Genomic DNA, 23180 nt, shown 5'->3' with positions numbered 1-23180 from the left:
TATCTAAAAATGAATTGCTGCATTTTTTCAACAATTTATTTTCATTATATAGTGCTATTAAGAAAGGAGGTGACACATTGATAAATAAAGTGATACTCGCAGGTAGGATTTCCAGTGATATAGATTTAAAGAATTTTTCAGACAAACTACAAATTGCATCATTCTTTCTGGCGGTTGATCGCGGAAAGAAGAAGGGTGCGAAAGAAAGTACAGTTGATTTTCTGAGATGTAAAGCATTTAATCGAACAGCAACAAATATACATTCATTTTGTAAGAAAGGTTCTCTCATTTGTGTGACAGGACAAATTCATAATAATCGCTATGAAAGAGATGGTCAGACAAGGTATTCAACTGAAATCGTAATAGAAAGTATTAAGTTTCTTCCTTCATTCGGCGGTAATAATAAAGAAAAGACGCCAGATGAAACATGGGATGAACTGTCATACGATGAAAAATTAATCGTTATTAATGGATATCGTGCAGTTAAGAAAGAAACGACGGACCATAAAAAGGAAGCTGTTTCTAATGTAACACCAGGACAACAAGAACATGAACCTGTCACGACCTACAATCAGCGATGGTCTACTAAACTGAATAAAGATGAGAAGATGTCTGCTGAGATTCAGGAACAGGCAGAAGAAATTGTACAGAAGTTCAGTGGCGAGTCATCTATTAATCACAAAGAAGCAACGCTTGATAACAATGATGAAGTTGTAGAACCGACTAGTCAAAGCAATAATACGATAGATAATGAAGCAAATGATACTCAGACCGAAATGACAGATGATGAAATAACAGATCAACAAATCCCATTTTAAGTAACACTACTTCATTACTCACACACCTCACATCCCAATACACCTCCCAATTTAAACCGTCTATCGCCCGTGCCGGGGCGATAGACGGTTTTTGTATCGAAATGAGATATGGTTGTAATATATTTGTAATTTAAGGAAGTTACTTATAATAATGCTGTAACCAAAGAAATGTAAAATCGTGATAAAGTAGTGTTATTGATAAAAGAGATTATTCGGAGGAATTATATATAATGAAAAAATTAGCAGCAATTACTACAATGGCAATACTTACTACAGGTGTAGCTACAACACAAGCAGACGCAAAAGAACATAAAGTTGCTCAAGGTGAATCTTTATGGACAATCGCAGATAAGTATGACACTACAATCGAAAAGATTAAAAACATTAATAAATTAAAATCAGAGGTAATCGTTCCTAACCAAAAGTTAGAAGTATTAGTTAAAGGTAAATACGAAGTTAAAGCTGGAGATACTTTAGGTAAAATCGCACATAAATTTGATGTAAGAATTACGGAATTAAAAAAATGGAATAAAATTGAATCTTCTAAAGAATTAAATGAAGGTCAATTATTAATCGTTGAGAAAAAATCAGATCGTAAACATGCGAATGCAGCACCAGTAAAAGCAGCACCAGTAAAAGCAGCACCAGTTGCTAAAAAAGTAGCAGCACCAGTTTCAGCACCGGTTGCAACGCAAAATACTGCAGCAACTGTACAACCACAACCACAAGCTCAACCAGTACAACAAACTCAAAAAGCAGTTCGTGTACAACAAGCACCAGTACAACAAGCGCCAGTACAACAGACTAAACGTGCTGCAGTACAACAAACATCAGCACCAGCTGGTAATTCATCAGTTGATGCACATTTACGTTTAATCATGCAACGTGAATCAGGCGGAAATCCAAGAGCAGTTAATGCAGCAGGTTACTACGGATTATTCCAATTCTCTCCACAAACATGGGCAGCTGTAGGCGGAACTGGTAACCCAGCACAAGCTTCAGAAGCAGAACAATGGAAACGTGCGCGTATGTTATATACGCAACACGGCGCGCAACATTGGTCAACAGCATACTAATAATAAATTTTAGCAGAACTTTACGTTCTGCTTTTTTTATGAAAAAATTTAGTCAATTGTTTCAAAAGTGTGACATTCTTAATAATTCATAACATAGCGAGCTAACTGATATTTCTCTTAAACATTTAACACTATATGGAAATTAATTTATTTGTTATTTTGTTATTGTAACGCAAGCGTAATAAAAGGGCATATCTTTTATTTGGCTGTAACCTATGAAATATTTATTTCTGATATAGTTAACTACAAGAACAAAGCATATTCATTCAAAAGAATTCAGTAATAAAATAAAAAACAAAGATTTCCCGGAGGAAAATAAACATGAAAAAAATCTTGAGTGTTACAGCAGCAATTGCAATCACAACGACGATGGCAGTTTCAACAGCAGACGCAGCTTCATATAAAGTTAAATCTGGTGATTCATTATGGAGCATCGCTAATAAATATGGTACGTCAATTGCAGCAATCAGATCAGCAAATGGCTTAAGATCTAACTTAATTCATCCGAACCAAGTGTTAAAAATTAATGGGAAAAATAATAGTGTTGTATATAAAAATACGTCTTACAAAAAATCAACGTATAAAGCACCTGTAAGTAAAACCGCTTATACAAGTTCAAAAACTGTAAAAACAACAAATTCTACTTATATTAACAGAGGTTTAAACTGGTCAGCATTAGCACAATGTGAATCTGGTGGTAATCCGTCTATTAATACTGGAAATGGTTATTATGGTATGTACCAATTTAATTTACAAACATGGCGTGGTGTTGGTGGTTATGGATATCCACACCAGGCATCAGCAGCTGAACAAACGAAACGTGCTCAAATTTTATATAACATGCGTGGTGCGCAACCTTGGCCAGTATGTGGACTTCGCTTATAATTTTAAGACTAACGATTTTATCGTTGGTCTTTTTTCATATCTTGCTTTCACATCTTGCTTGCGTTACACTAACAATAAATACATATACTACTAGGGGTGCCTTTTGGCTGAGATGACTTTGTCAAACCCTTTACCTGATCTAGATAATGCTAGCGTAGGAAAGTAGTTAAATTCCTTTATTGATATTATTTTTTTAATAACGGTATTTAGCCCAATTCCTATATGGAAATGGGCTTTTTTTTATATATTTTGAGGAGGTAAATGATGTTTACACAACAATTAAAAGAAGAAGTAGAGCCAATTATCGAGTCAATTTACAATGATCCGTTTATTCAGGGAATGGTGCGTGGTGATTTAAGTAAAGAAGCAGTGATTCATTATTTAAAAGCAGATCATCTTTATTTAAACGAGTTTGCGAAAATTTATAGCTTATTAATTCCAAAACTAGATGATAAAGAAGGTATTAAATTTTTACTAGAACAAATCGATTTTGTCTTGAACGGAGAAGTCACTGCACATTATACTTTAGCAGACTATGCCCAGGTTGATTATAAAACGATTATTAAAGACGGAGAATGGTACCCGACAAGTGATCATTATATTAAACACATGTATTTTAATGCATATCGTTATAGTGATGCAGCATTTACAATTTGTGCGATGGCACCGTGTCCGTATGTTTATCAGCAAGTTGCTTTAAAGATGAAAGAACGTCATGATTTCAACGGCAATCCATTTAAAGACTGGGTAGATTTCTATGCAAAAGAGATGAAACCGTTAATGGACCATCTGGATGGCTGGGTAGATGAATTTGCAGAACATGCAAGTGAAGCGGAACGCGCGATATTAACAAAGAACTTTAAAGAGAGCTGTATACATGAGAAACGTTTCTTTAATATGGCTTATATACAAGAAACTTGGGAAAGTGTGGTTGAATAATATGAAAACAGCTTTATCGATTGCAGGAACAGATCCAACGGGTGGCGCTGGAACAACAGTAGATTTAAAAGTATTTCAATCAAGAGGCGTCTATGGTATGAGTGTTGTAACAAGTATTGTCGCACAAAATACTTTAGGCGTTCAGCAAGTATTTAATCAGAATGTTGATGTTATTGCAGCACAACTGGATAGTGTATACAGTGATATCATACCGGATGCAGTGAAGACAGGAATGCTTGCAACGAGTGAAGTTATGGATGTCGTACGTCCTTATATTGTAAAACATGATATTCCTTATGTAATCGATCCTGTCATGGTAGCTAAAAGTGGTGATGCATTGCTTGATGAAAATGGGCGTAGTGCGGTGCGTACAAAACTTTTAGATGTAGCAACAGTCGTGACACCAAATATTCCGGAGCTTGAGGAAATCGTACAGATGAAAGTGGAAACACTTGATGATATAAAACGTGCGGGTAAAATATTTATTAATGAAATTGGATCTGACAGTGTACTGATAAAAGGCGGTCATCTTAAAGGTGATGCTACAGATTATTTATTTACTCGAGATGATTTTGTTGTCTTGAAAGGTGAACGTTATGATACGAAACACACACATGGCACAGGATGTACATATTCAGCAGTAATTACATCTGAACTTGCTAAAGGAAAATCCATTGTTGAAGCAGTACAACTTGCTAAACGTTATATGGATATAGCGATCCGATTCACACCAGAACTAGGACATGGTCAAGGTCCGGTTAATCACTTTAAATTTCAGGAGATGGAATAATGATATTAGAACAGCTGAGAAAAGATAATCCACTGATTATTTGTATTACAAATGACGTAGTTAAAAATTTTACAGCGAACGGTCTACTGGCTTTAGGTGCCAGTCCGGCGATGGCAACAGAAAAGTTAGAGATGGACGAATTTCTAACACATGCTGGTGCATTGCTCATCAATATTGGTTCAATTGAAGAAGGTGATATCGAAAATATGCTGGCTGCTGCAAAATATGCTAATCAACATGATGTACCTATCGTATTGGACCCTGTTGCATGTGGCGCATCTAAATTGCGTAAAGATTTCTGTTTAAAATTATTAGAGACATATGAAATTACAGTAATACGTGGCAATGCTTCTGAATTACAAGCTTTGACAGGAGAAGCGCGTATGAAAGGAACAGATGCAGATACGAGTCTGTCAACAGAAGATGTTGCACGCGCTGCATATAATAGATTTAACTGTGCGATTGTCGTAACAGGTGAAATCGATGCGATTTGTGTGAATGGAAAAATTAACTTAATTGAGAATGGTACTGCACTTTTAACAAAAGTCACAGGTGGTGGATGTTTATTAGGGGCAGTTGTTGCTAGTTTCATATATAATGAAACTAAACCAACGTTAGAAACATTAACAGAAGCATTGACAACATATACTGTTGCCTCAGAGTTTGCTGAACGTGCGTCTAACGGCACTTTGCCGGGACATTTTGCTGTGAATTTAATCGATCAGTTATATTTAATACAGGAAAGTGATGTGGCAGAGAATAGACTTGTGAAAGAAGTGTAGCGAATGTTTGATAGAAAATTATTGCGCGTTTATTTTATTGCGGGCACTCAGGATACATCTGACGGTAATCTTGAGCGAGTATTACAGGAAGCCCTTGAAGCAGGTATTACACTATATCAATTCAGAGAAAAAGGTCAGAATGCTCTGACTGGTGAAGCTAAAGAAACATTAGCGCGAAAACTTTTTGAGATGTGTAAAGCAAAAGGTGTACCGTTTATTGTTAACGATGACATTGCGTTAGCGAAGAAAATTGGTGCGGACGGTATTCATCTCGGCCAGGACGATGAGAAAATCGAGAACATCATTGATGATTTCAATGATAAGATTATCGGGCTCTCTGTCGGTAATTTTGCTGAATATGATCAATCTGATTTGACGCATGTTGATTATATCGGTGTAGGACCAGTATATGAAACAAGCAGTAAAAGTGATGCGAAGAAACCTGGAGGCATAGAACTCATCCGTAAAATGAGACTATATGACGAAGATATTCCTATCGTCGCTATCGGTGGTATTACAGATGCCAATAGCGAGATGATTCTTGCTGCCGGAGCTGATGGAATCTCAACAATTTCTTCTATTACGAAAAGTGACGATATTAAACAAGTTGTTACAGATTACCTGAAATATTATACAGATAAATAAAAATACATGGTTTTTGTTTAAGATTATCACTTTTTGTGATAAAATAACCTCTATGTGAATAATATTATGAGGTGAAAGAATGAAGAAAAAGGCAATTTGGCCGTTAATCATTGCAATTGCATTATTTTTAGCGGGTTGTGATTATTCAAAAGAAGAGAATCGTACTGGATTTTTCTATGATACATTTGTACATCCGTTAGACCAATTAATCCATTGGTTAGGTGCAAATATGGGACATAACTATGGTTTAGCAATCATCGCGATTACTTTAATCGTGCGTTTAGCACTTTTCCCTTTTATGATGCGTACATATAAGAACCAATATGTAATGAAAGAAAAGATGGCGTTAATTAAGCCGCAGATGACTGAAATTCAGGAACGTGTGAAACGCGCCCGTACACAAGAAGAGAAGATGGCAGCAAACCAGGAAATGATGGCATTATATAAAGATAATGGTATCAATCCGCTGAACATGGGATGTTTACCATTACTGATTCAATTACCGATCGTAACGGGATTATTCTATGTATTGAAATACCCGACATCAGGTGGTATTACAAAATATCCAGATTTCTTATGGTTCGAATTAACAAAGACTGATATTGCAATGACAGTCATTGCAGGTATCGTCTATGCAATTCAGGCTTATGTATCAATGCAAAACATTCCTGAAGAACAAAAAGCACAAATGCGTATGATGATGTTTATCTCACCGATTATGATCGTGTGGATGTCAGCAATCTCTCCAGCAGCATTACCTTTATACTGGGCTGTCGGTGGCGCATTCTTAGTTGTGCAAACTTGGTTAGGTAATAAGTTCTATAAGAAGAAAGTACATGAAGAAATTGCACCTTTAGTTGCAGCGCATGAACAAAATCAAGCTGAAGATAAACCTAAAAATGTACAAGTTGTATCATCTAAAAAGAAGAAAAAGAAATAGTTAGATAGAAAGTGACCTCAAAATTGATTTGAGGTCACTTTTTTGTTGGGTGAGAGGAAAGTAGTTCGGAAGTGTCGTCAAACCAGATCTGAAGCCACTTCCGTGTACAATAGAGATAAAACCAGTGAGTAAGTGTCGTCAAACTAAATTTGAGGTCACTTCCGTGTACCATAGAGATAAAACCAGTGAGTAAGTGTCGTCAAACTAAATTTGAGGTCACTTCCGTCCACCATAGACGTAAAACCCTTGAGTAAGTGTCGTCAAACTAAATTTGAAGCCACTTCCGTCCACCATAGACGCAAAACCCTTGAGTAAGTGTCGTCAAACCAAATCTGAAGTCACTTTTGTCCACCATAGACGCAAAATCCTTGTGTAAGTGTCGTCAAACCAGATCTGAAGCCACTTCTGTCACAACTATCACCACTCTTTTTTAAATTGTTCAATAAATGCTTTCATATATTCATTACGTTCTTCTGCCATTGCTCTTGCTGTTTCAGTATTCATTAAGTCTATGAGCTTAAATAATTTCTCATAAAAATGATTGATAGCAGTACTCGGTGTTCGATAGTCACTTAAATCATCGCGTACAGGTATATTTGGATCATACATTGCTTCACCGAACTTTCCGGCAAACATAAATGTTCTGGCAATTCCAATCGCACCTAGCGCGTCAAGTCGGTCAGCATCCTGAACAACTTTGCCTTCAAGTGATTTTAATTTACCTTCGTTCTTTCCACCATTAAAGCTCATATATTTAAGGATATGATTAATAGCTTGTTGCGCTTCTATAGAAAGATGGATTTCCTCGTAAAATTTATTTAATCGTTCCCATGCTGCTTTAGTATCAAATAACTTTTCGTCAACTGTGTCATGTAATAACGCTGCCATTTCAACGATAAAAAGATCTGCGCCTTCTTTTTCAGCGATTATAACAGCCATTTTACGCACCCGTTCGATATGCGCAAAGTCATGACCGCTTGATTCACCTTGATGTACATTTTTCACAAACGATTCAGTGATGTGTAGCACTTCTTTGTTAATCATGTGAAAAAACTCCTTCTAAATGTTTACTTTTTATAAAAAGTTGGTATAATAAGATTACAAATTATCAGAAAATTCAAAACATACTTTTATATCAAAGGGGATGTAAATCATGAACAATACATATCATTTCGAATTAACTAACCAACAAAAGAAACTCGGATTTACATATTTGATTATTCATAGTGTATTTTTCTTAAATTTAGCAGCTGATTTCTTATTGATACATTAAATAAAAAGGGCGTGAGAATTGATTCCTCACACTCTTTTATAATATCGGTGATATTAATCTTGCAATGGCTTCCTTTACTCTGATGAGTAATACGCGTTGATCATAAATTTCCTTCGTTAGCTGACTGGAAACTTTAACGTCATCTTCGAACGTCTTGCGTAATTTATAGGCAATATCATGGTCGTATATAAATGCGTTAACTTCAAAGTTTAACTCAAAACTTCTAAAGTCCATATTTGCCGTACCGACACTTGCGACTTCATCGTCTATGACCATCATCTTTGTATGGATAAATCCATTCTCATAGATAAATATATTACAGCCCGCATGAATCAATTCACCGACGTTTGAATAGGTTGCCCAGTAAACAAAAGGGTGATCGGGTTTGTTTGGAATCATGATATTGACTTCAACACCAGTCAGCGCAGCGATTTTTAATGCATCAAGTAAAGAAGTGTCCGGTATAAAATATGGTGACTGAATAAATATCGATTCTTTCGCGGAGGTAATCATCTTCAAATAACCGAATTTAATATGTTGTTCACTCGAATCCGGACCGCTCGATGCAATCTGAATTCCGATTTCGCCCTTACTATTAACATCCGGAAAATACTTTTTGTCATAATGCATAAAGTTACGCGTTGACTGAGAGTTCCAGTCCATCATAAAACGCAGTTGTAATGCATTGACTGAGTCACCTTCGACACGTAAATGTGTATCGCGCCAGTAACCAAATCGTTTATCCAGTCCTAAATATTCATCACCGACGTTAAAGCCACCAACATATCCTATTTTTCCATCTATTACAACGATTTTACGGTGGTTACGATTATTCATCCTGAAATTAATGAGTGGGAAGTGTGAAGGAAAGAATGCTTCAACTTGACCACCAAGTTTCTTAAAGTTTTTAAATCGTGATAAAGTTAATGTACGTGAACCGATGTCGTCGTATAGCATTTTTACTTCGACACCTTCTTTAAGCTTTTGCATCAAGGCATCTAATATTTCTTTACCGATACCATCTTTTTTAAAAATATAATATTGAATATGTATATGGTCTTTAGCATTCAGGATATCCTGAATTAGCGCGTCAAATTTTTTACGGCCATCTGTAAGAATTTCAACTGCATTATCCGTCGTCAGGAATGATGAATAATTATTTAAGTTCATGCGGATAATATCTTTATGTTTCATAATTTCTTTAGAGCGCACCATTAGATCATCTTCATCAATTGCATGCCTCTGTTCATGAACAATTTGCTGAAGACCGAGCTTATCTTCTTCGTCAAGCTTAAAGATACTGGATTGCTTAATCTGTCTGCCGAACAATAAATATAATATGAAACCGATAATCGGCAGAAAGAATAATACCAGTAGCCATGCCCAAGTTGAACCTGCTTGTCTACGCTCTAAAAAGATAATTACGAAAGCTAAAAATATGTTAAAGACAAATGCAACAAAGAAAAGTATTGAAAAAACTTGAGAGTAATCGATATTTGAGAATACTGACAAAAAGCATGCCTCCTTTAGAATTAGCTCTATTATACATGAAAAAACAATTAAATACTTTTGCGGCTATACAATTTTAATACTGATATTTGATTTTACAAATTGCTATCAATGTTCACAAAATCTTTACATAAATAAGTCTATGGACCTATAGCTATATTGGCTATTTTCGGGTACACTAATATTAACAAATTGATTAGGAGTGATCGAAATGAAACAATCTCAAGAAAAAATGAAAAATGTTGTCACTCTGCTTTCTTCACTTGGTGTTAATATCTCAAAAACAAAATCACGACTTGAAGTTATGCGTACGTTACCTCATGTAGCACCCGCAAAATTAAAATAATATACATAAGAGAGGACATTCGGATTTAGAATGTCTTTTTTGTTATTTAAATTAAAAACTCTTTATCAATCCAATATGGGTTGATAAAGAGTTTTTTATGTGACTATTTATTATCACACTTGTTTATATTTTTTAATTTGTTCGGCATCAGAGTGATAAAAAATAGATAATGCAACACCTATACCACACATTAATGCCCAAAGCGCACTACCACCATAGCTAATGAATGGTAATGGGATACCTGTAATTGGCACAACCTGAATCGTCATGCCGATATTTTGGAATACATGGAAGATAATCATGCTGATCAATCCTACTAAAAATATAGAAGCGAATTGATTTGTTGATACTTGTGCCATACGAATTAAATGAGTAAATAATGCCAGAAATAGTACGAGTACTACAACAGTACCGATAAATCCAAATTCTTCACCGATTACTGAAAAGATAAAGTCGGTATGATTCTCAGGAATGTACACTTCTCCACCTTTAAATCCTTTGCCGAATAACCCCCCAGAACCAATAGCTTTTAATGATTCCATCAAGTGGAAACCTTCACCATCACTATATTGTGCGGGATTTAACCATGAGTTGATTCGGCCAAGCTGATATGTCTTAATACCGAGTACTTTATCGATAAGTTCAGGTTTATAGATAATTGCAAGTATAAGCGTGGCACCAATTGTTGTAAGACCAATTAAAAATGGTGCAAGTATACGCCAGGTTACTCCTGAGACTACCGTTATCCCTAAAATAATCGCTAGTAATACGAGTGTCGTACCTAAATCATTTTGTAACAAGATTAATATCATAGGAATAATCGCAGTTATACCAATCTTCATCAGTAAAATGATATCTGTCTGAAAAGATTTGTAATATGTGAAACGATTGTGATCGTATACAACCTTACTTAATGCCAGAATTAAAATAATCTTCATAAATTCAGAAGGTTGTAAACTCAGACGCCCAAAGAATACATACCAGCTTTTTGCACCGTTAATTGTTGGTGTTAAAGAAGATTCAGGTAGTATCAATAAACCGAGCAGGGCTAAATTACCTAAAAAATAAAGTACGAAGACCCATTTATTGATCAATTTTGGTTTAATAAGCATAATACTGAATGCTAAAATAAATCCGAGAATATAATAGAATACTTGTCGTTCAGCAAAGTTCGTCCCATATTGCTGACCATCCATTGCTGATGTGATCACAGTTAAACTAACAGTGAAAAAACATAATATAAGAATAATGAGCCACCAATCGATTTTTTCAATCCATGGGCGCTTAATTTTGATGCGTGAAGTATTACTTGATTGAGCCATGGCCAAACTCCTACTCTAAATAAATTATAGTCATTATTATACATAACTTATCTGAAACATTATAGGAATAAATGCTTCTTTTGTGAATGATTTACGCCTTTCGATAAAAAACATGCATATCATCATATATCGTGATAGTATTATTATATTAATATTCTGGAGGAATTAACATGTCTAAACAAAATATATGTATCGTCTATGGCGGTAAAAGTGCTGAGCATGAAGTTTCTATCTTAACGGCGCAATCAGTAATCAACGCTATGGACAAAGCAACATATGCGGTAGATACAATTTATATAACAAACGAAGGTGAGTGGATAAAAGGTCCACAAATCACTGAACGTATTGAAGATAGCGAAACTTTAAGATTATCATCAACAAATGAAGACTCTATCATGCATTTATTAACAGCATCTACTGAAGGAAAATCTTATGATGCGATTTTCCCTTTACTCCACGGACCGAATGGTGAAGACGGCACAATACAAGGATTATTTGAAGTATTAGATTTACCCTATGTTGGTAATGGTGTATTAGCCGCCGCAAGTTCTATGGATAAATTAGTGATGAAGCAATTATTTGCAAATCGCGGCTTACCACAATTACCTTATGTAAGTTTTTTACGTAGTGAATATGAGACTTATAAACATAATATTTTAGAGCTTGTTAACAATAAATTAGAGTATCCGGTCTTTGTTAAACCAGCTAACTTAGGATCATCTGTTGGCATTTCAAAATGTACGAACCGTGAAGAGTTAATTCAAGGCATTGAAGAAGCGCTGCAGTTTGACCGTAAACTTGTTGTAGAACAAGGTGTCGTTGCGCGCGAAATAGAAGTTGCGGTAATAGGGAATGATAATCCTAAAACGACATTACCTGGAGAAGTTGTAAAAGATGTAGATTTTTATGATTATAAATCGAAGTATAAAGACGGCAAAGTGCAGTTAGAAATTCCTGCTGATATTCCTTCAGAAATTCAGGAAACAATGCGTAATATGGCTGTAGAAGCATTTAAAGCTACAGATTGTTCAGGTTTAGTTCGTGCTGACTTTTTCTTAACTGAAGACAACACGATCTACATCAATGAAACAAATGCGATGCCTGGTTTCACGCAGTTTAGTATGTACCCATTACTTTGGCAGAATATGGGTATGAGTTACAGTGAACTTATAACGGAATTAATTAATTTAGCAAAAGAACGTCATGCGGACAAGAAAAAAATTAAATACAAAATGGACTGATAACGATGATAAAAAGAAATTTACAATGGATTGCAGAACAAACGAATGGCACTGTAAAAGGGTATCATGATGTGATGATCGATGGCGTATCGATTGATTCAAGACATATTAATGAGGATGTATTGTTTATTCCTTTTAAAGGTGAGCATGTTGATGGACATCAATATGTAGCGCAAGCAATAGAAAGTGGTGCTGCAGCTGCTTTATGGCAAAGTGATGCACCAAACATGCCTGTAGGGTTACCGCTAGTTGTAGTCGACGATACTTTAAGTGCATTACAGGCAATCGGTAAAGCTTATTTAGAAGAAGTAAACCCGAAAGTTATTGCGATTACAGGAAGTAACGGTAAAACTTCTACAAAAGATATGGTGGAAATTGTTCTGGCACCAAATTTTAAAGTTAAGAAGACGCAAGGCAACTACAATAATGAAATAGGACTGCCGATTACACTGTGTCAATTAGATGAAGATACTGAAATATCTATATTAGAGATGGGTATGTCGGGGTTTGGTGAGATTGCATTTTTATCAAATCTCGTACAACCTGATATTGCTGCGATTACTAATATTGGCGAAAGTCATATGCGTGACTTAGGCTCAAGAGCTGGTATCGCACAAGCCAAGTTTGAAATTACTGAGGGATTAAAGGGTCCATTATTTTATGATGGCGATGAACCATTATTAAATGAATTGGTAGATAATACTGAGGGTGACTATAAAAGTATCGGCTTTAATCAGGTTAACGATTTTTACATTCATGACTTACAAGCATCTGAAAGAAGCATTGCTTTTAAAGTAGGGGAAGCGCAATTTAGCATTCCGACGCTTGGTGCTCATAATGCCCGAAATGCAACAATCGCGATTGCGATTGGTCGTTTACTTGGATTAAGTGACGCAGTAATCAATGTTAATTTAGGACATCTGCATTTAACAAATATGCGCATGGAACAAATTATTGGGCAGAATAAGACCCGTTTAATCAATGATGCGTATAATGCAAGTCCGACGAGCATGCGTGCTTCTATTGATACGTTATCAATTATGGCTGTACCGACGAAGATTATCGTATTTAGCGATGTGTTAGAACTCGGTCCTGATTCAAAGATGTATCATGAAGCAGTAGGTGCTTATTTCGAAAATAAATCGATTGATCATTTATTTACAGTCGGTACTGAAGCAAAATACATTCATGATAAAGCACAAGATTTCACGAATGCTATGCATTTTGAAACGAAAGAAGCGCTTGAAGAAGCACTAATACCATATTTAAATCCAGAGACGGTTATACTATTTAAAGCAAGCCGCGGCATGGCGCTTGAAACGATTATTAATCATTTGATATAAATTATTTGATAAATACTGTAAGCAATAAAATAAATAAAAAATATTTCCAGCACACATAAATTGAATGACTGTATAGCTTACAGTCATTTTTTTGATGTATTGAAACTTGTATTTACAATTGTATTGATTGTAAAAATATACGATAGGTGCTAAGATAGAGAAGTTGAATAGGCAAGAGGGTGAAAAATTACTCTATGCCATGAGGACAAGTCGAATGCGCACACTATAGAGGCGTAATTTATGAAAGATAAAAGGAGAAATAATATTGCAAAAATTTAGAGACCTAGGTATCAGCGAACCTACCATAAATGCGCTGGAGAAATTGGGATTTACAGAACCTACACCGATTCAAACGGATAGTATCCCTCATACGATGGCAGGCCGTGACGTATTAGGCCAAGCGCAAACTGGTACTGGTAAAACTGGTGCTTTTGGAATTCCTTTAATTGAAAAAGTTAGAGGTCAAGAGGGGATCAAAAGTTTAATTCTTGCGCCTACACGTGAATTAGCAGTCCAGGTTGCTGAACAATTAAAAGCATTTAGTCGTGGACAAGGGATTCAAGTAGCGACAGTTTTCGGTGGAATGCCGATTGACCGTCAAATCAGAGAATTAAAAAAGAAACCCCAAATCGTAGTTGGGACACCTGGTCGTGTAATCGATCATTTAAACCGTCGTACGTTAAAAACTGAAGACATCAATACGTTAATCTTAGATGAAGCAGATGAAATGATGAACATGGGATTCATCGATGATATGCGTTTTATCATGGATAAATTACCGAAAGAACAGCGTCAAACAATGTTATTCTCAGCAACAATGCCGAGAGCTATTCAAGAGTTAGTTCAAAAGTTCATGAAAGATCCTATCATTGTTAAGACGATGACAAACGTTGATTCAAATCCTGATATCGACGAGCATTACACAATCGTTAAAGAATTAGAGAAGTTTGATACTTTCACTAATTTCTTAGATGTTCATCAACCTGAACTAGCAATCGTATTCGGACGTACAAAACGTCGTGTAGATGAATTAACGAGTGCGTTAATCTCTAAAGGATACCGTGCAGAAGGTTTACATGGTGACATCACACAAGCCAAACGTTTAGAAGTTCTTAAGAAATTCAAAAACGACCAAATTGACATCCTTGTTGCAACAGATGTTGCTGCACGTGGATTAGATATTTCTGGCGTATCACATGTTTATAACTTTGATATTCCTCAAGATGTTGAAAGTTATACACACCGTATCGGACGTACTGGTCGTGCCGGTAAACATGGTATGGCAATTTCATTCGTTAACCCGGTTGAGATGGATTATATCCGTCAAATCGAAAAGTCTAAAAATCGTACGATGACTGCATTACGTCCACCAACACCAGGTGAAGTAATGAAAGCCCGTGAATTAGATGTTAAGACGAAAGTTAAAGGATGGGTTGAAAAAAATACTGAAGCACGTATCGAGTCAATCGCTCAGGAATTAATTAATGAACATGGTGATGTGAAATTAGTAGCATCATTATTACAAGAATTAATTAAATCTAATAACGATGTAGATGTACAATTAACATTTGAAAAACCACTTGGCCGTAAAGGCGGAAGCGGTAAATCTTATGGTCGTGGCCGTGGTGGAAACAGCGGACGTTCAGGTGGATCTCGTAGCCGTTCTAAAGATGGCGGTAAAGATAACCGTCGTAAATCGTTCGACCGTGCTGGTAAAGCAGGTGCTTCAAAAGGCGGAAAAAAACCTTTTAAAGCAAGAACATTTGCAGACCATAAAAAATAAATAGTTATTTTTAAACACCTTAAATTAATCAAGAAGATTAGTTTGAGGTGTTTTTCTGTTTTTTTGTTGGTTGTGAGTAAGTGTCTTCAAAACGAATCTCCCGCCACTTCCGCACAAAAAAATAGAGACAAACTTCACATATTACGCTCACCTTATGAAAATCTTATGTTCTTTGTTATAATTTACATAAATGGAGGCGATTGAATTGTATTTTGAACTGTTACCACATGCACAACCTGCAAATACTCCTAAATACAGACGTATTAAATGGAGCATCTATACGTTACTCAATTTAGCCATCTGTACGGGATTATATTTTGGTATCAATTGGTTGTATGAATGGCGTTATACATACTTGATATTCTTATTGATGCTGTTACCCATCTATATTCTTTCACTTGGTATTTTTTTAAGTTATAAATACACACGTTATCAGCTCAATCAGGCTACACTTGAAATGAGTAGTGGTGCCTTCTTTATGAGTAGAAAGATTGTACCACTAGACTTGATGCAGTCAGTAAAGATTGAACAAGGATTTATCATGAAAAAATTTAATCTTGCGGTTGTCACAGTATACACCCGTGGAGATATGGTTATTCTACCTTATATGGAGACAAAGGAAGCTGAAGCGTTAGCAGAGCGTATTATTGCAAGAATTAAGGAGATTCATTATGGACTCAACTAAAAAATCACTTCATTATTCTACGTATCTATCTAATCTGCTCAAATCTTTAAAAAGTAATATCTTTCCGATAGGCTTTGGGTTGTTCTTAACCATTAAAGATGGATTTTCTAAGGAAGCACTACTAGATAACGGCTTTGCTATCTTGATTTTATTATTTACTCTACTGAGTGCAATATTTAGTATGATTGAAGCAAAGATAACAAAATACTGGATTGAAGATGATAAATTAATGCTTCAAAAGGGTATTATCAATCGTACAGTAAAAGAAATATATATCGGTAAAATTCAGACGATGGATACTTCAGCAGGGATTGCGAATCAATTGCTTGGTGGTGTCATCATGCATATTAAGACTGCAGGAGATGGGATTGAATTAAATAGTATCGGAAAGAATGATGCTAAAGCTTTAAGTGATTATATTAATCAGCGGAAATTTCATTTGCAACAGGGGGCTGTTGTTCAAGATATTCTTATAGAAAATCATGAAGAAGAGGATGTAATTAAATACGACGAAAAGTCTTATGAAACAATTTATCAATTATCATTTACCGATCTTATTATGATGAGTTCAACAAGTGCATCGATGTTTACGGTCATCGCGGTTGTGGGTGCTATTTATTCTCAAGTGAATGACATATTTAATTTGGATAGTTATTTGGATAAATTGGAAGGTATCGTTGGAGAAAGTTATATGATGGTAGGTATTATCATACTAATGGCACTGTTATTTAGCTATATTATCGGTATATTTATTACTGCGCTGAAATATCATCAGTATACTGTGAAGTTTGACGGTGAGTTAATCAATATTAAATATGGTTTATTCGAACGAAAAAATAAATATATCGCGGTTAAGAACATTCAGAAAGTCACAGAAAAACAAAGTTATCTGAGAAAGTTATTGAATAAAACCTCATTTGTCGTTACTACAACGAGTGAAATGAAAGGTTCAGAAGACAGTATCTTAGGCGATGAAGAAGTATTACCGTTTATTTCTCGTGATGAGGCTTATCAATTGATTCAAAGACTCGTTCCGAAGTATCAATTTGATGAAGTAAACAAAGTTATTCCAAGGCGCAGTATACGCAGATACTTCCAGGTTTCCTGGATAATATTTTTAATTGCTGGTGGCATCATTCAGTATTACTGGTTTGAATATACTTGGCTGATTGTCATTCTGCTGATGGTGTTAACCCTTATCACAGCAATCATCAAATATAAAAATTCAGGCTATATTATTTTAGATGATCAGATTAATGTGCGCAATGGTGGTGCATTTGTAATGCAAACTTCATTTATTAAAGAAGAGAACATTATCGGTATAAATGTGTCATCTACACCATTTATGAATCGTGCAGATTTGAGAAGTGTCGGTTTAGGCATTTCATCAGGAAGTAACAGCATACAATGTAGTTTAGATTATATCGAACAAGTTGATGCTGCAAACATCTATGATTGGTTCTTGTTAAAGGAGAGACGTCAATATGAATAAGATGCATAGAGATAGCTTAAAATTAATGAAGATTGGTGCGTGTTTAACAGCAAGTGTCTTTTTAATCGTCTTAGCAGTTTTATGGTTTGTTAAATTTAAAGGGTTTATTCCTGTTCATCCATATGTATTTATCGGAATCGGTGTGATTGGATTGATTATTTTTATTCTGGATTTCTTTATATTCCCTAAGCTTACTTATGAAACATCATTATTCCGGTTAGGAGAAGAAGAAATCACAACATTAAACGGCATCTGGAATAAGGAGAAATTAATTGTACCTTATGTAACGATACAAAACGTTGAAATGGAACAAGGTCTTATCATGAAGCGTTTTAATATTAAGTCATTAAAGATTATTACAGCTGAAAATGATATGGAGATACCTTATGTTCATGAACATGAAGCAGATACATTAAAGACATATATCCATCAAAAAATGAATAACATCGACGTAAGGAGAAGTCATGATTAAAGGTATCGGAACGGATATTATTGAATTAGAGCGCATTCGTAAATCGCTTGAAAATAAAAAGATGGTTGGCCGTATTTTACATCCAAAAGAAATCGAACTGTATGATAGTTTTGAAAGTGAAAAACGAAAGGTTGAATTTTTTGCTGGTAGGTTCTGTGTCAAGGAAGCATATAGTAAAGCGTTAGGCACAGGCATAGGGCAACTTAGATTCAATCAAATCTGTTGTTTAAATGATGATAGTGGAAAGCCTTATATTGAAGGCAGTGATGCACATGTGAGCATCGCACATTCGGAAACTGTAGCAACTGCTTTTGTAGTGATAGAGGAATAATGGATTATTCCAAAAAGTATGATAAAATTTGAGTATTAAATGATGGGGTGAGAGATATGAGTGACAGGATATATAGGCCGAGTTTCGTCAATGTTGATCTTGATGCAATCAATGAAAACTATAAAGCTGTAGGTAGATTACATCCTAATAAGACGGTTATCGCAGTAGTTAAAGCGAATGGGTATGGGCTAGGGTCAGTACAAATTGCGACACACCTTTATAATCAAGGTGCTGAATTTTTTGCGGTTGCAACACTTGATGAAGCGATCGAATTAAGGATGCACGGTATTAAAGCTAAAATTTTAGTATTAGGTATTATTGAACCGAAAGATATACATAAAGCAAGTCAACATAGATTAGCTTTGACTGTGCCGGGATTATCCTGGTTAGAAGAGGCACTTGAGTTTCTGGACGAAGACGATAAACCTATCTGGGTACATTTAAAACTGGATACCGGAATGGGTCGTATTGGTATGCGTGAAAAGCAGGAATATCAGCAAGTTGTCGATCTTGTTCAAGCACAGGATAAAACGATTTTTGAAGGCGTGTACACACATTTTAGTTGTGCGGACGAAGATAATGACAGTGCGTCAATAGCATATAGTCAATTTATTGATATCGTTCATTCAAGCGAACTGCCATCATATATTCATTGTCAAAATAGTGCAGCTGCTTTACGTTTTGATGCTTCAGAATGTACAGCTTTACGCTTAGGTATAAGTTTATATGGTTACTATCCTTCTGAGTATATTCAGAGCATTTCTAAACTTAAATTAAAGCCAGCGATGCAACTTGTATCTACAGTGAATTTTGTTAAAAGTATACAACCTGGAGATACAGTAAGCTATGGTGCGACGTATGTTGCTGAACATGAAGAAACTGTTGCAACATTCCCGTTAGGTTATGCGGATGGATTAAATCGAAAATTACAGGGTTATAAAATTAACCTTGCAGGAACAGACGCTGAAATTATTGGCCGTATTTGCATGGATCAGTTTATCGCACGTGTACCTAAAGGAACAACTGTAGGCACACAAGCAATCATTATTGATCATCATACAGACAGCAATCAATCTATTGAACAAGTGGCAGAGCAACTCGGAACGATTAGCTATGAAGTATTGACGAGTTTAAGCAGACGATTACCGAAAATTTATAACACTGACGGTTCAGTTGAAAAATATAATGAATTATTAAAATAAAAATGGTAGGGCCACAAATTTTTTGATAAAATTATATTAATCGTTTAACTGGAGGAGAAAAGATGAGTAAACTACTAGAACAACAATTGATTGAAGGTTATCAATCAATGGCTGAAATTAATCTGTTAATTGCTTCAGAACATTATCTCCTTGAATGTGAAGTGTATGATAATGTGGATCATATGTCAGTACAAAATGATGGTGAATAAATGAAACGAGGCGATGTTTATTTAGCTGATTTGTCACCTGTTAAAGGTTCAGAGCAAGGCGGTAAACGACCTGTAGTAATCATTCAAAATGACATAGGAAATAAATATAGTCCGACGGTTATAGTTGCAGCTATCACTGCTAAAATCAATAAATCAAAAATCCCAACGCACGTAGAGATTGGTAAGACCAATCATCATCTAGATAAAGATTCTGTGATTTTATTAGAACAAATAAGAACAATTGATAAAAATCGACTTATTGAAAAATTGACTTACCTGCCAAAAGAAAAGATGGAGGAAGTTGATGCAGCACTAGCAATTAGTCTTAATTTATCTATTGATGACTCGGAGACTTTAGGCTAACATAAGTTATCTTAAAGTCTCTTTTAAGGTTTATAGGGAGGAAAGTTGGATGCGTCAAATTGACAAGATTGTTGAAAGATATACTCAAATTCTTAAACAATATATCGAGCATAAAGATGAAACAGCATTAGAAGATGTTCAGAAATTAAGTTTTGAAGCGATCGAACTTGATATCTCGCCTGAAGAGGTCGTGATACTTCATAAAGATATCGTCATCGAATCTGGTTATAACGCGATTGAACAACATTATGCGATGGACGTTTTAACAGAGATGATTATCGGATTTGGATTTTCATACCGAGATTATAAAGCGCTCGTTAGAGTGATGGAAGCGCATGATAAAGAAATGGATGTAGCGGCGAGCTTACAAACGACCATGTTAAAAACGCACATTCCACATCTTAATAACGTGCAGATTGGGGCAATCAGTGTGCCGGCCCATCGTGTTAATGGCGATTACTTTAACTTAATTGATCATAAAGATGGAACGATGAGCTTTGCTGTCGCAGATGTCATCGGGAAAGGAATCCCTGCCGCACTTGCGATGAGTATGATTAAATTCGGTATGGATTCTTACGGACACAGTCAATTGCCAAGTGACGGTTTAAAACGATTAAACCGCGTTGTAGAAAAGAATGTTAACCAAAATATGTTTGTTACAATGTTTTACGGTTTATACGAAGAGATTAATAATAAATTCTATTATGCATCTGCTGGTCATGAGCCAGGCTATGTCTATCGTAAAAAAAGTGATTCATTTGAAGAACTAGATGCACGCGGTCTCGTACTTGGTGTCCATCCGTCTACACGATATGACCAGGAAGAATTAGAACTTGAAATTGGTGACATGGTCATTGTCTACACCGATGGGGTATCTGAAATCCGTCACTTAAATGGTGATTTCATCACAATTAAAGAGCTCTTAAGTTTTATTTATCAATACAAAGATTTACATCCGCAAGATATCGTTCAAGTCGTATATGAACAACTGATTGCAATAGGTGATCCTAAAAAAAGAGACGATTTAACAATATTAATTATAAAAAGAACAAAATAATGTGTTTATATCCTCATGTAGGGGGTATTCATATTTATACTATAATATTTTAAGTATTTATAAATTTTATGATTTTAAGGAGAATATTCATGAACTTAACTATCGATACGATTGAACAAGAAAGTTTTTATCAAATTAAAGTCGCAGGAGAGTTAGATGTTGCGACTGTGCCACAATTACAAGAAGTATTAGTCCCTATCAGAAGTGCAGGAACACATGATATTCATTTACATATTGATGAAGTAACATATATGGATAGTACTGGCTTAGGTTTATTTGTCGGTACATTAAAAGAACTAAATAAAAATAATAAAGATTTATATGTATTAGGTGTTAATAGTCGTATAGAGCGATTATTTGATATTACAGGTTTAAAAGATCTTATGCATGTTAACCAGCCGGTGGAGGGAGAATAATATGGAAAAAACATATGATTATGTCGAAATGAGATTTCCTGCAGCCGCTGAGTACGTTGGCTTAGTACGATTAACATTATCAGGTATTTTAAATAGAGCTGGTGCTTCTTACGATGATATTGAAGACACTAAGATTGCTGTCAGTGAAGCAGTTACCAATGCAGTGAAACATGCCTACAAAGATGATGTTAAAGGTGATGTATTAGTTGGATATGTAATTTTTGAAGACAAAGTAGAAGTAATCGTATCTGATTCTGGTACAAGTTTTGATTATGAACGTGCTAAATCAGAATTAGGACCTTATCAGGAAAATGAAAATATCGATTTTATTCGTGAAGGAGGATTAGGATTATTCTTAATCGAATCATTGATGGATGAAGTAAACGTTAAGAAAGATAGCGGTGTTACAATTAGTATGACAAAGTATATTGCGGGGGAGTAGGTGTAACTTCATGACGAGTTCTAATTACAATGATGTTACTCCAGAAGAGATAAATGCTTGGATTAAGCTTTATCAAGATACTAAAGATGAAATGGCTCAAAACGAACTTGTTATGCATTATAAGAAGTTGGTAGAGTCATTAGCGTATCGCTATTCAAAAGGTCAAAGTCATCATGAAGACTTAGTTCAGGTTGGTATGGTCGGTTTACTTGGTGCCATTAACCGATTTGATATAAGTTTCGATCGTAAATTTGAAGCATTTTTAGTACCGACAGTCATTGGAGAAATCAAACGATATTTAAGAGATAAAACGTGGAGTGTCCACGTACCGAGACGTATTAAAGAAATCGGGCCAAAGATAAAGAAAGCGACAGATGAATTAACAAATGAACTCGGTCGTTCTCCTAAAATTAAAGAAATTGCTGATTATATTGAAGCATCTGAAGAAGAAGTACTGGAAGCGATGGAGATGGGGCAAAGTTATAATGCACTGAGTGTCGATCATTCCATTGAAGCTGATAAAGATGGTTCAACTGTGACATTACTTGATGTAATGGGTAAAACTGAAGAAGGTTATGAGTTAACTGAAAAGCGTATGATCTTAGAAAAAGTTTTACCGATTTTGTCTGTTCGTGAAAAAGAAATCATTCAATGCACATTTATAGAAGGTTTAAGTCAAAAAGAAACAGGCGTGAAAATAGGATTAAGTCAAATGCATGTTTCAAGGTTACAACGTACAGCGATTAAAAAGTTACGCGATGCTGTCCAAAAAAGTTAAATTAAAACTGCTGATAACAAGCGATTGTTTTCAGCAGTTTT

26 protein-coding genes and 1 riboswitch are annotated in these 23180 nt (G+C 35.3%); of the genes, 23 read left to right on the top strand and 3 right to left on the bottom strand.

Annotated elements, in window-relative coordinates:
• Positions 1-77 precede the first annotated feature (77 nt).
• The 8 genes from HT586_RS10885 (at position 78) to yidC (ending at position 6875) form a co-directional block, all read left to right on the top strand.
• Complete coding sequence (locus HT586_RS10885; protein WP_165958644.1) at positions 78-818, top strand: single-stranded DNA-binding protein; 741 nt, start codon at positions 78-80, stop codon at positions 816-818.
• Between the two features lie 230 nt (positions 819-1048).
• Positions 1049-1894 carry a transglycosylase family protein gene (locus HT586_RS10880; RefSeq protein ID WP_203545797.1) on the top strand — a complete coding sequence of 282 codons (846 nt, stop codon included), beginning with the start codon at positions 1049-1051 and terminating at the stop codon, positions 1892-1894.
• A gap of 321 nt (positions 1895-2215) precedes the next feature.
• Positions 2216-2779 (top strand): transglycosylase family protein, encoded by a 564-nt coding sequence (locus HT586_RS12550; protein WP_133354128.1) that lies wholly within the window; start codon positions 2216-2218, stop codon positions 2777-2779.
• Between the two features lie 82 nt (positions 2780-2861).
• A riboswitch (TPP riboswitch) is annotated at positions 2862-2957 on the top strand.
• Positions 2958-3040: 83 nt separating this feature from the next.
• The gene (gene tenA / locus HT586_RS10870; RefSeq protein WP_133354127.1) at positions 3041-3718 is read left to right on the top strand and encodes a thiaminase II; all 678 of its coding nucleotides are present in this window, start codon (positions 3041-3043) and stop codon (positions 3716-3718) included.
• On the top strand, positions 3711-4508 hold the full coding sequence (gene thiD, locus HT586_RS10865; protein WP_096078028.1) for a bifunctional hydroxymethylpyrimidine kinase/phosphomethylpyrimidine kinase: 798 nt from the start codon (positions 3711-3713) through the stop codon (positions 4506-4508). The genes tenA and thiD overlap by 8 nt, the downstream gene beginning before the upstream one ends.
• Positions 4508-5290 carry a hydroxyethylthiazole kinase gene (thiM, locus tag HT586_RS10860; protein WP_223160866.1) on the top strand — a complete coding sequence of 261 codons (783 nt, stop codon included), beginning with the start codon at positions 4508-4510 and terminating at the stop codon, positions 5288-5290. The genes thiD and thiM overlap by 1 nt, the downstream gene beginning before the upstream one ends.
• A gap of 3 nt (positions 5291-5293) precedes the next feature.
• A complete protein-coding gene (thiE, locus tag HT586_RS10855; protein WP_188018617.1) occupies positions 5294-5935 on the top strand; it encodes a thiamine phosphate synthase in 642 nt (213 codons plus the stop codon).
• Between the two features lie 79 nt (positions 5936-6014).
• On the top strand, positions 6015-6875 hold the full coding sequence (gene yidC, locus HT586_RS10850) for a membrane protein insertase YidC (protein ID WP_203545796.1): 861 nt from the start codon (positions 6015-6017) through the stop codon (positions 6873-6875).
• 417 nt (positions 6876-7292) lie between these two features.
• On the opposite strand, the gene HT586_RS10845 is transcribed toward yidC, so the two are convergent.
• Together HT586_RS10845 and cls are read right to left on the bottom strand one after the other, a co-directional pair.
• Positions 7293-7919, bottom strand: coding sequence for an HD domain-containing protein (locus HT586_RS10845; protein ID WP_203545795.1), 627 nt, complete (start codon positions 7917-7919; stop codon positions 7293-7295).
• A gap of 265 nt (positions 7920-8184) precedes the next feature.
• Positions 8185-9660, bottom strand: a complete 1476-nt coding sequence (gene cls, locus HT586_RS10840) for a cardiolipin synthase (RefSeq protein ID WP_203545794.1) — start codon at positions 9658-9660, stop codon at positions 8185-8187.
• Between the two features lie 208 nt (positions 9661-9868).
• On the opposite strand from cls, the gene HT586_RS12440 reads away from it, so the two are divergent.
• Positions 9869-10003, top strand: a complete 135-nt coding sequence (locus tag HT586_RS12440; RefSeq protein WP_165958643.1) for an Lmo0850 family protein — start codon at positions 9869-9871, stop codon at positions 10001-10003.
• 113 nt (positions 10004-10116) lie between these two features.
• Here the strand turns inward: HT586_RS12440 and HT586_RS10835 are convergent, their stop codons facing one another.
• On the bottom strand, positions 10117-11325 hold the full coding sequence (locus tag HT586_RS10835; protein WP_188018614.1) for an FtsW/RodA/SpoVE family cell cycle protein: 1209 nt from the start codon (positions 11323-11325) through the stop codon (positions 10117-10119).
• A 170-nt stretch (positions 11326-11495) separates the two neighbouring features.
• Between HT586_RS10835 and HT586_RS10830 the strand changes: the two genes are divergently transcribed.
• From HT586_RS10830 to sigB, 14 genes are all read left to right on the top strand, one after another.
• Positions 11496-12566, top strand: a complete 1071-nt coding sequence (locus HT586_RS10830) for a D-alanine--D-alanine ligase (RefSeq protein WP_096078035.1) — start codon at positions 11496-11498, stop codon at positions 12564-12566.
• Positions 12567-12571: 5 nt separating this feature from the next.
• Complete coding sequence (locus HT586_RS10825) at positions 12572-13909, top strand: UDP-N-acetylmuramoyl-tripeptide--D-alanyl-D-alanine ligase (RefSeq protein ID WP_203545793.1); 1338 nt, start codon at positions 12572-12574, stop codon at positions 13907-13909.
• Between the two features lie 265 nt (positions 13910-14174).
• Complete coding sequence (cshA, locus tag HT586_RS10820) at positions 14175-15692, top strand: degradosome RNA helicase CshA (RefSeq protein WP_096078037.1); 1518 nt, start codon at positions 14175-14177, stop codon at positions 15690-15692.
• A gap of 205 nt (positions 15693-15897) precedes the next feature.
• Entirely contained in the window at positions 15898-16377 is a 480-nt protein-coding gene (locus tag HT586_RS10815) for a PH domain-containing protein (protein ID WP_203545792.1), read from the top strand.
• Positions 16364-17869 (top strand): PH domain-containing protein, encoded by a 1506-nt coding sequence (locus HT586_RS10810; RefSeq protein WP_203545791.1) that lies wholly within the window; start codon positions 16364-16366, stop codon positions 17867-17869. The genes HT586_RS10815 and HT586_RS10810 overlap by 14 nt, the downstream gene beginning before the upstream one ends.
• Positions 17862-18341 carry a PH domain-containing protein gene (locus HT586_RS10805; RefSeq protein WP_096078040.1) on the top strand — a complete coding sequence of 160 codons (480 nt, stop codon included), beginning with the start codon at positions 17862-17864 and terminating at the stop codon, positions 18339-18341. The genes HT586_RS10810 and HT586_RS10805 overlap by 8 nt, the downstream gene beginning before the upstream one ends.
• Entirely contained in the window at positions 18334-18672 is a 339-nt protein-coding gene (gene acpS / locus HT586_RS10800; RefSeq protein WP_203545790.1) for a holo-ACP synthase, read from the top strand. The genes HT586_RS10805 and acpS overlap by 8 nt, the downstream gene beginning before the upstream one ends.
• 56 nt (positions 18673-18728) lie before the next feature.
• Positions 18729-19874, top strand: a complete 1146-nt coding sequence (gene alr / locus HT586_RS10795) for an alanine racemase (protein WP_203545789.1) — start codon at positions 18729-18731, stop codon at positions 19872-19874.
• A gap of 62 nt (positions 19875-19936) precedes the next feature.
• Positions 19937-20083 (top strand): hypothetical protein, encoded by a 147-nt coding sequence (locus HT586_RS10790; protein WP_165958642.1) that lies wholly within the window; start codon positions 19937-19939, stop codon positions 20081-20083.
• Positions 20084-20446: a type II toxin-antitoxin system PemK/MazF family toxin gene (locus tag HT586_RS10785; protein WP_096078043.1), complete on the top strand. Its 363-nt coding sequence runs from the start codon at positions 20084-20086 to the stop codon at positions 20444-20446.
• A gap of 49 nt (positions 20447-20495) precedes the next feature.
• A complete protein-coding gene (locus HT586_RS10780; RefSeq protein WP_203545788.1) occupies positions 20496-21503 on the top strand; it encodes a SpoIIE family protein phosphatase in 1008 nt (335 codons plus the stop codon).
• Between the two features lie 89 nt (positions 21504-21592).
• Entirely contained in the window at positions 21593-21919 is a 327-nt protein-coding gene (locus tag HT586_RS10775; protein ID WP_096078045.1) for an anti-sigma factor antagonist, read from the top strand.
• Between the two features lies 1 nt (position 21920).
• On the top strand, positions 21921-22361 hold the full coding sequence (gene rsbW / locus HT586_RS10770) for an anti-sigma B factor RsbW (RefSeq protein ID WP_188018607.1): 441 nt from the start codon (positions 21921-21923) through the stop codon (positions 22359-22361).
• Between the two features lie 10 nt (positions 22362-22371).
• Positions 22372-23139, top strand: coding sequence for an RNA polymerase sigma factor SigB (gene sigB, locus HT586_RS10765; RefSeq protein WP_203545787.1), 768 nt, complete (start codon positions 22372-22374; stop codon positions 23137-23139).
• Positions 23140-23180: the final 41 nt, after the last annotated feature.

This window comes from Macrococcoides bohemicum (genome assembly GCF_016865215.1).
GTDB lineage: Bacteria > Bacillota > Bacilli > Staphylococcales > Staphylococcaceae > Macrococcoides > Macrococcoides bohemicum.
This window is presented reverse-complemented; position numbering and strand designations above follow the sequence as displayed.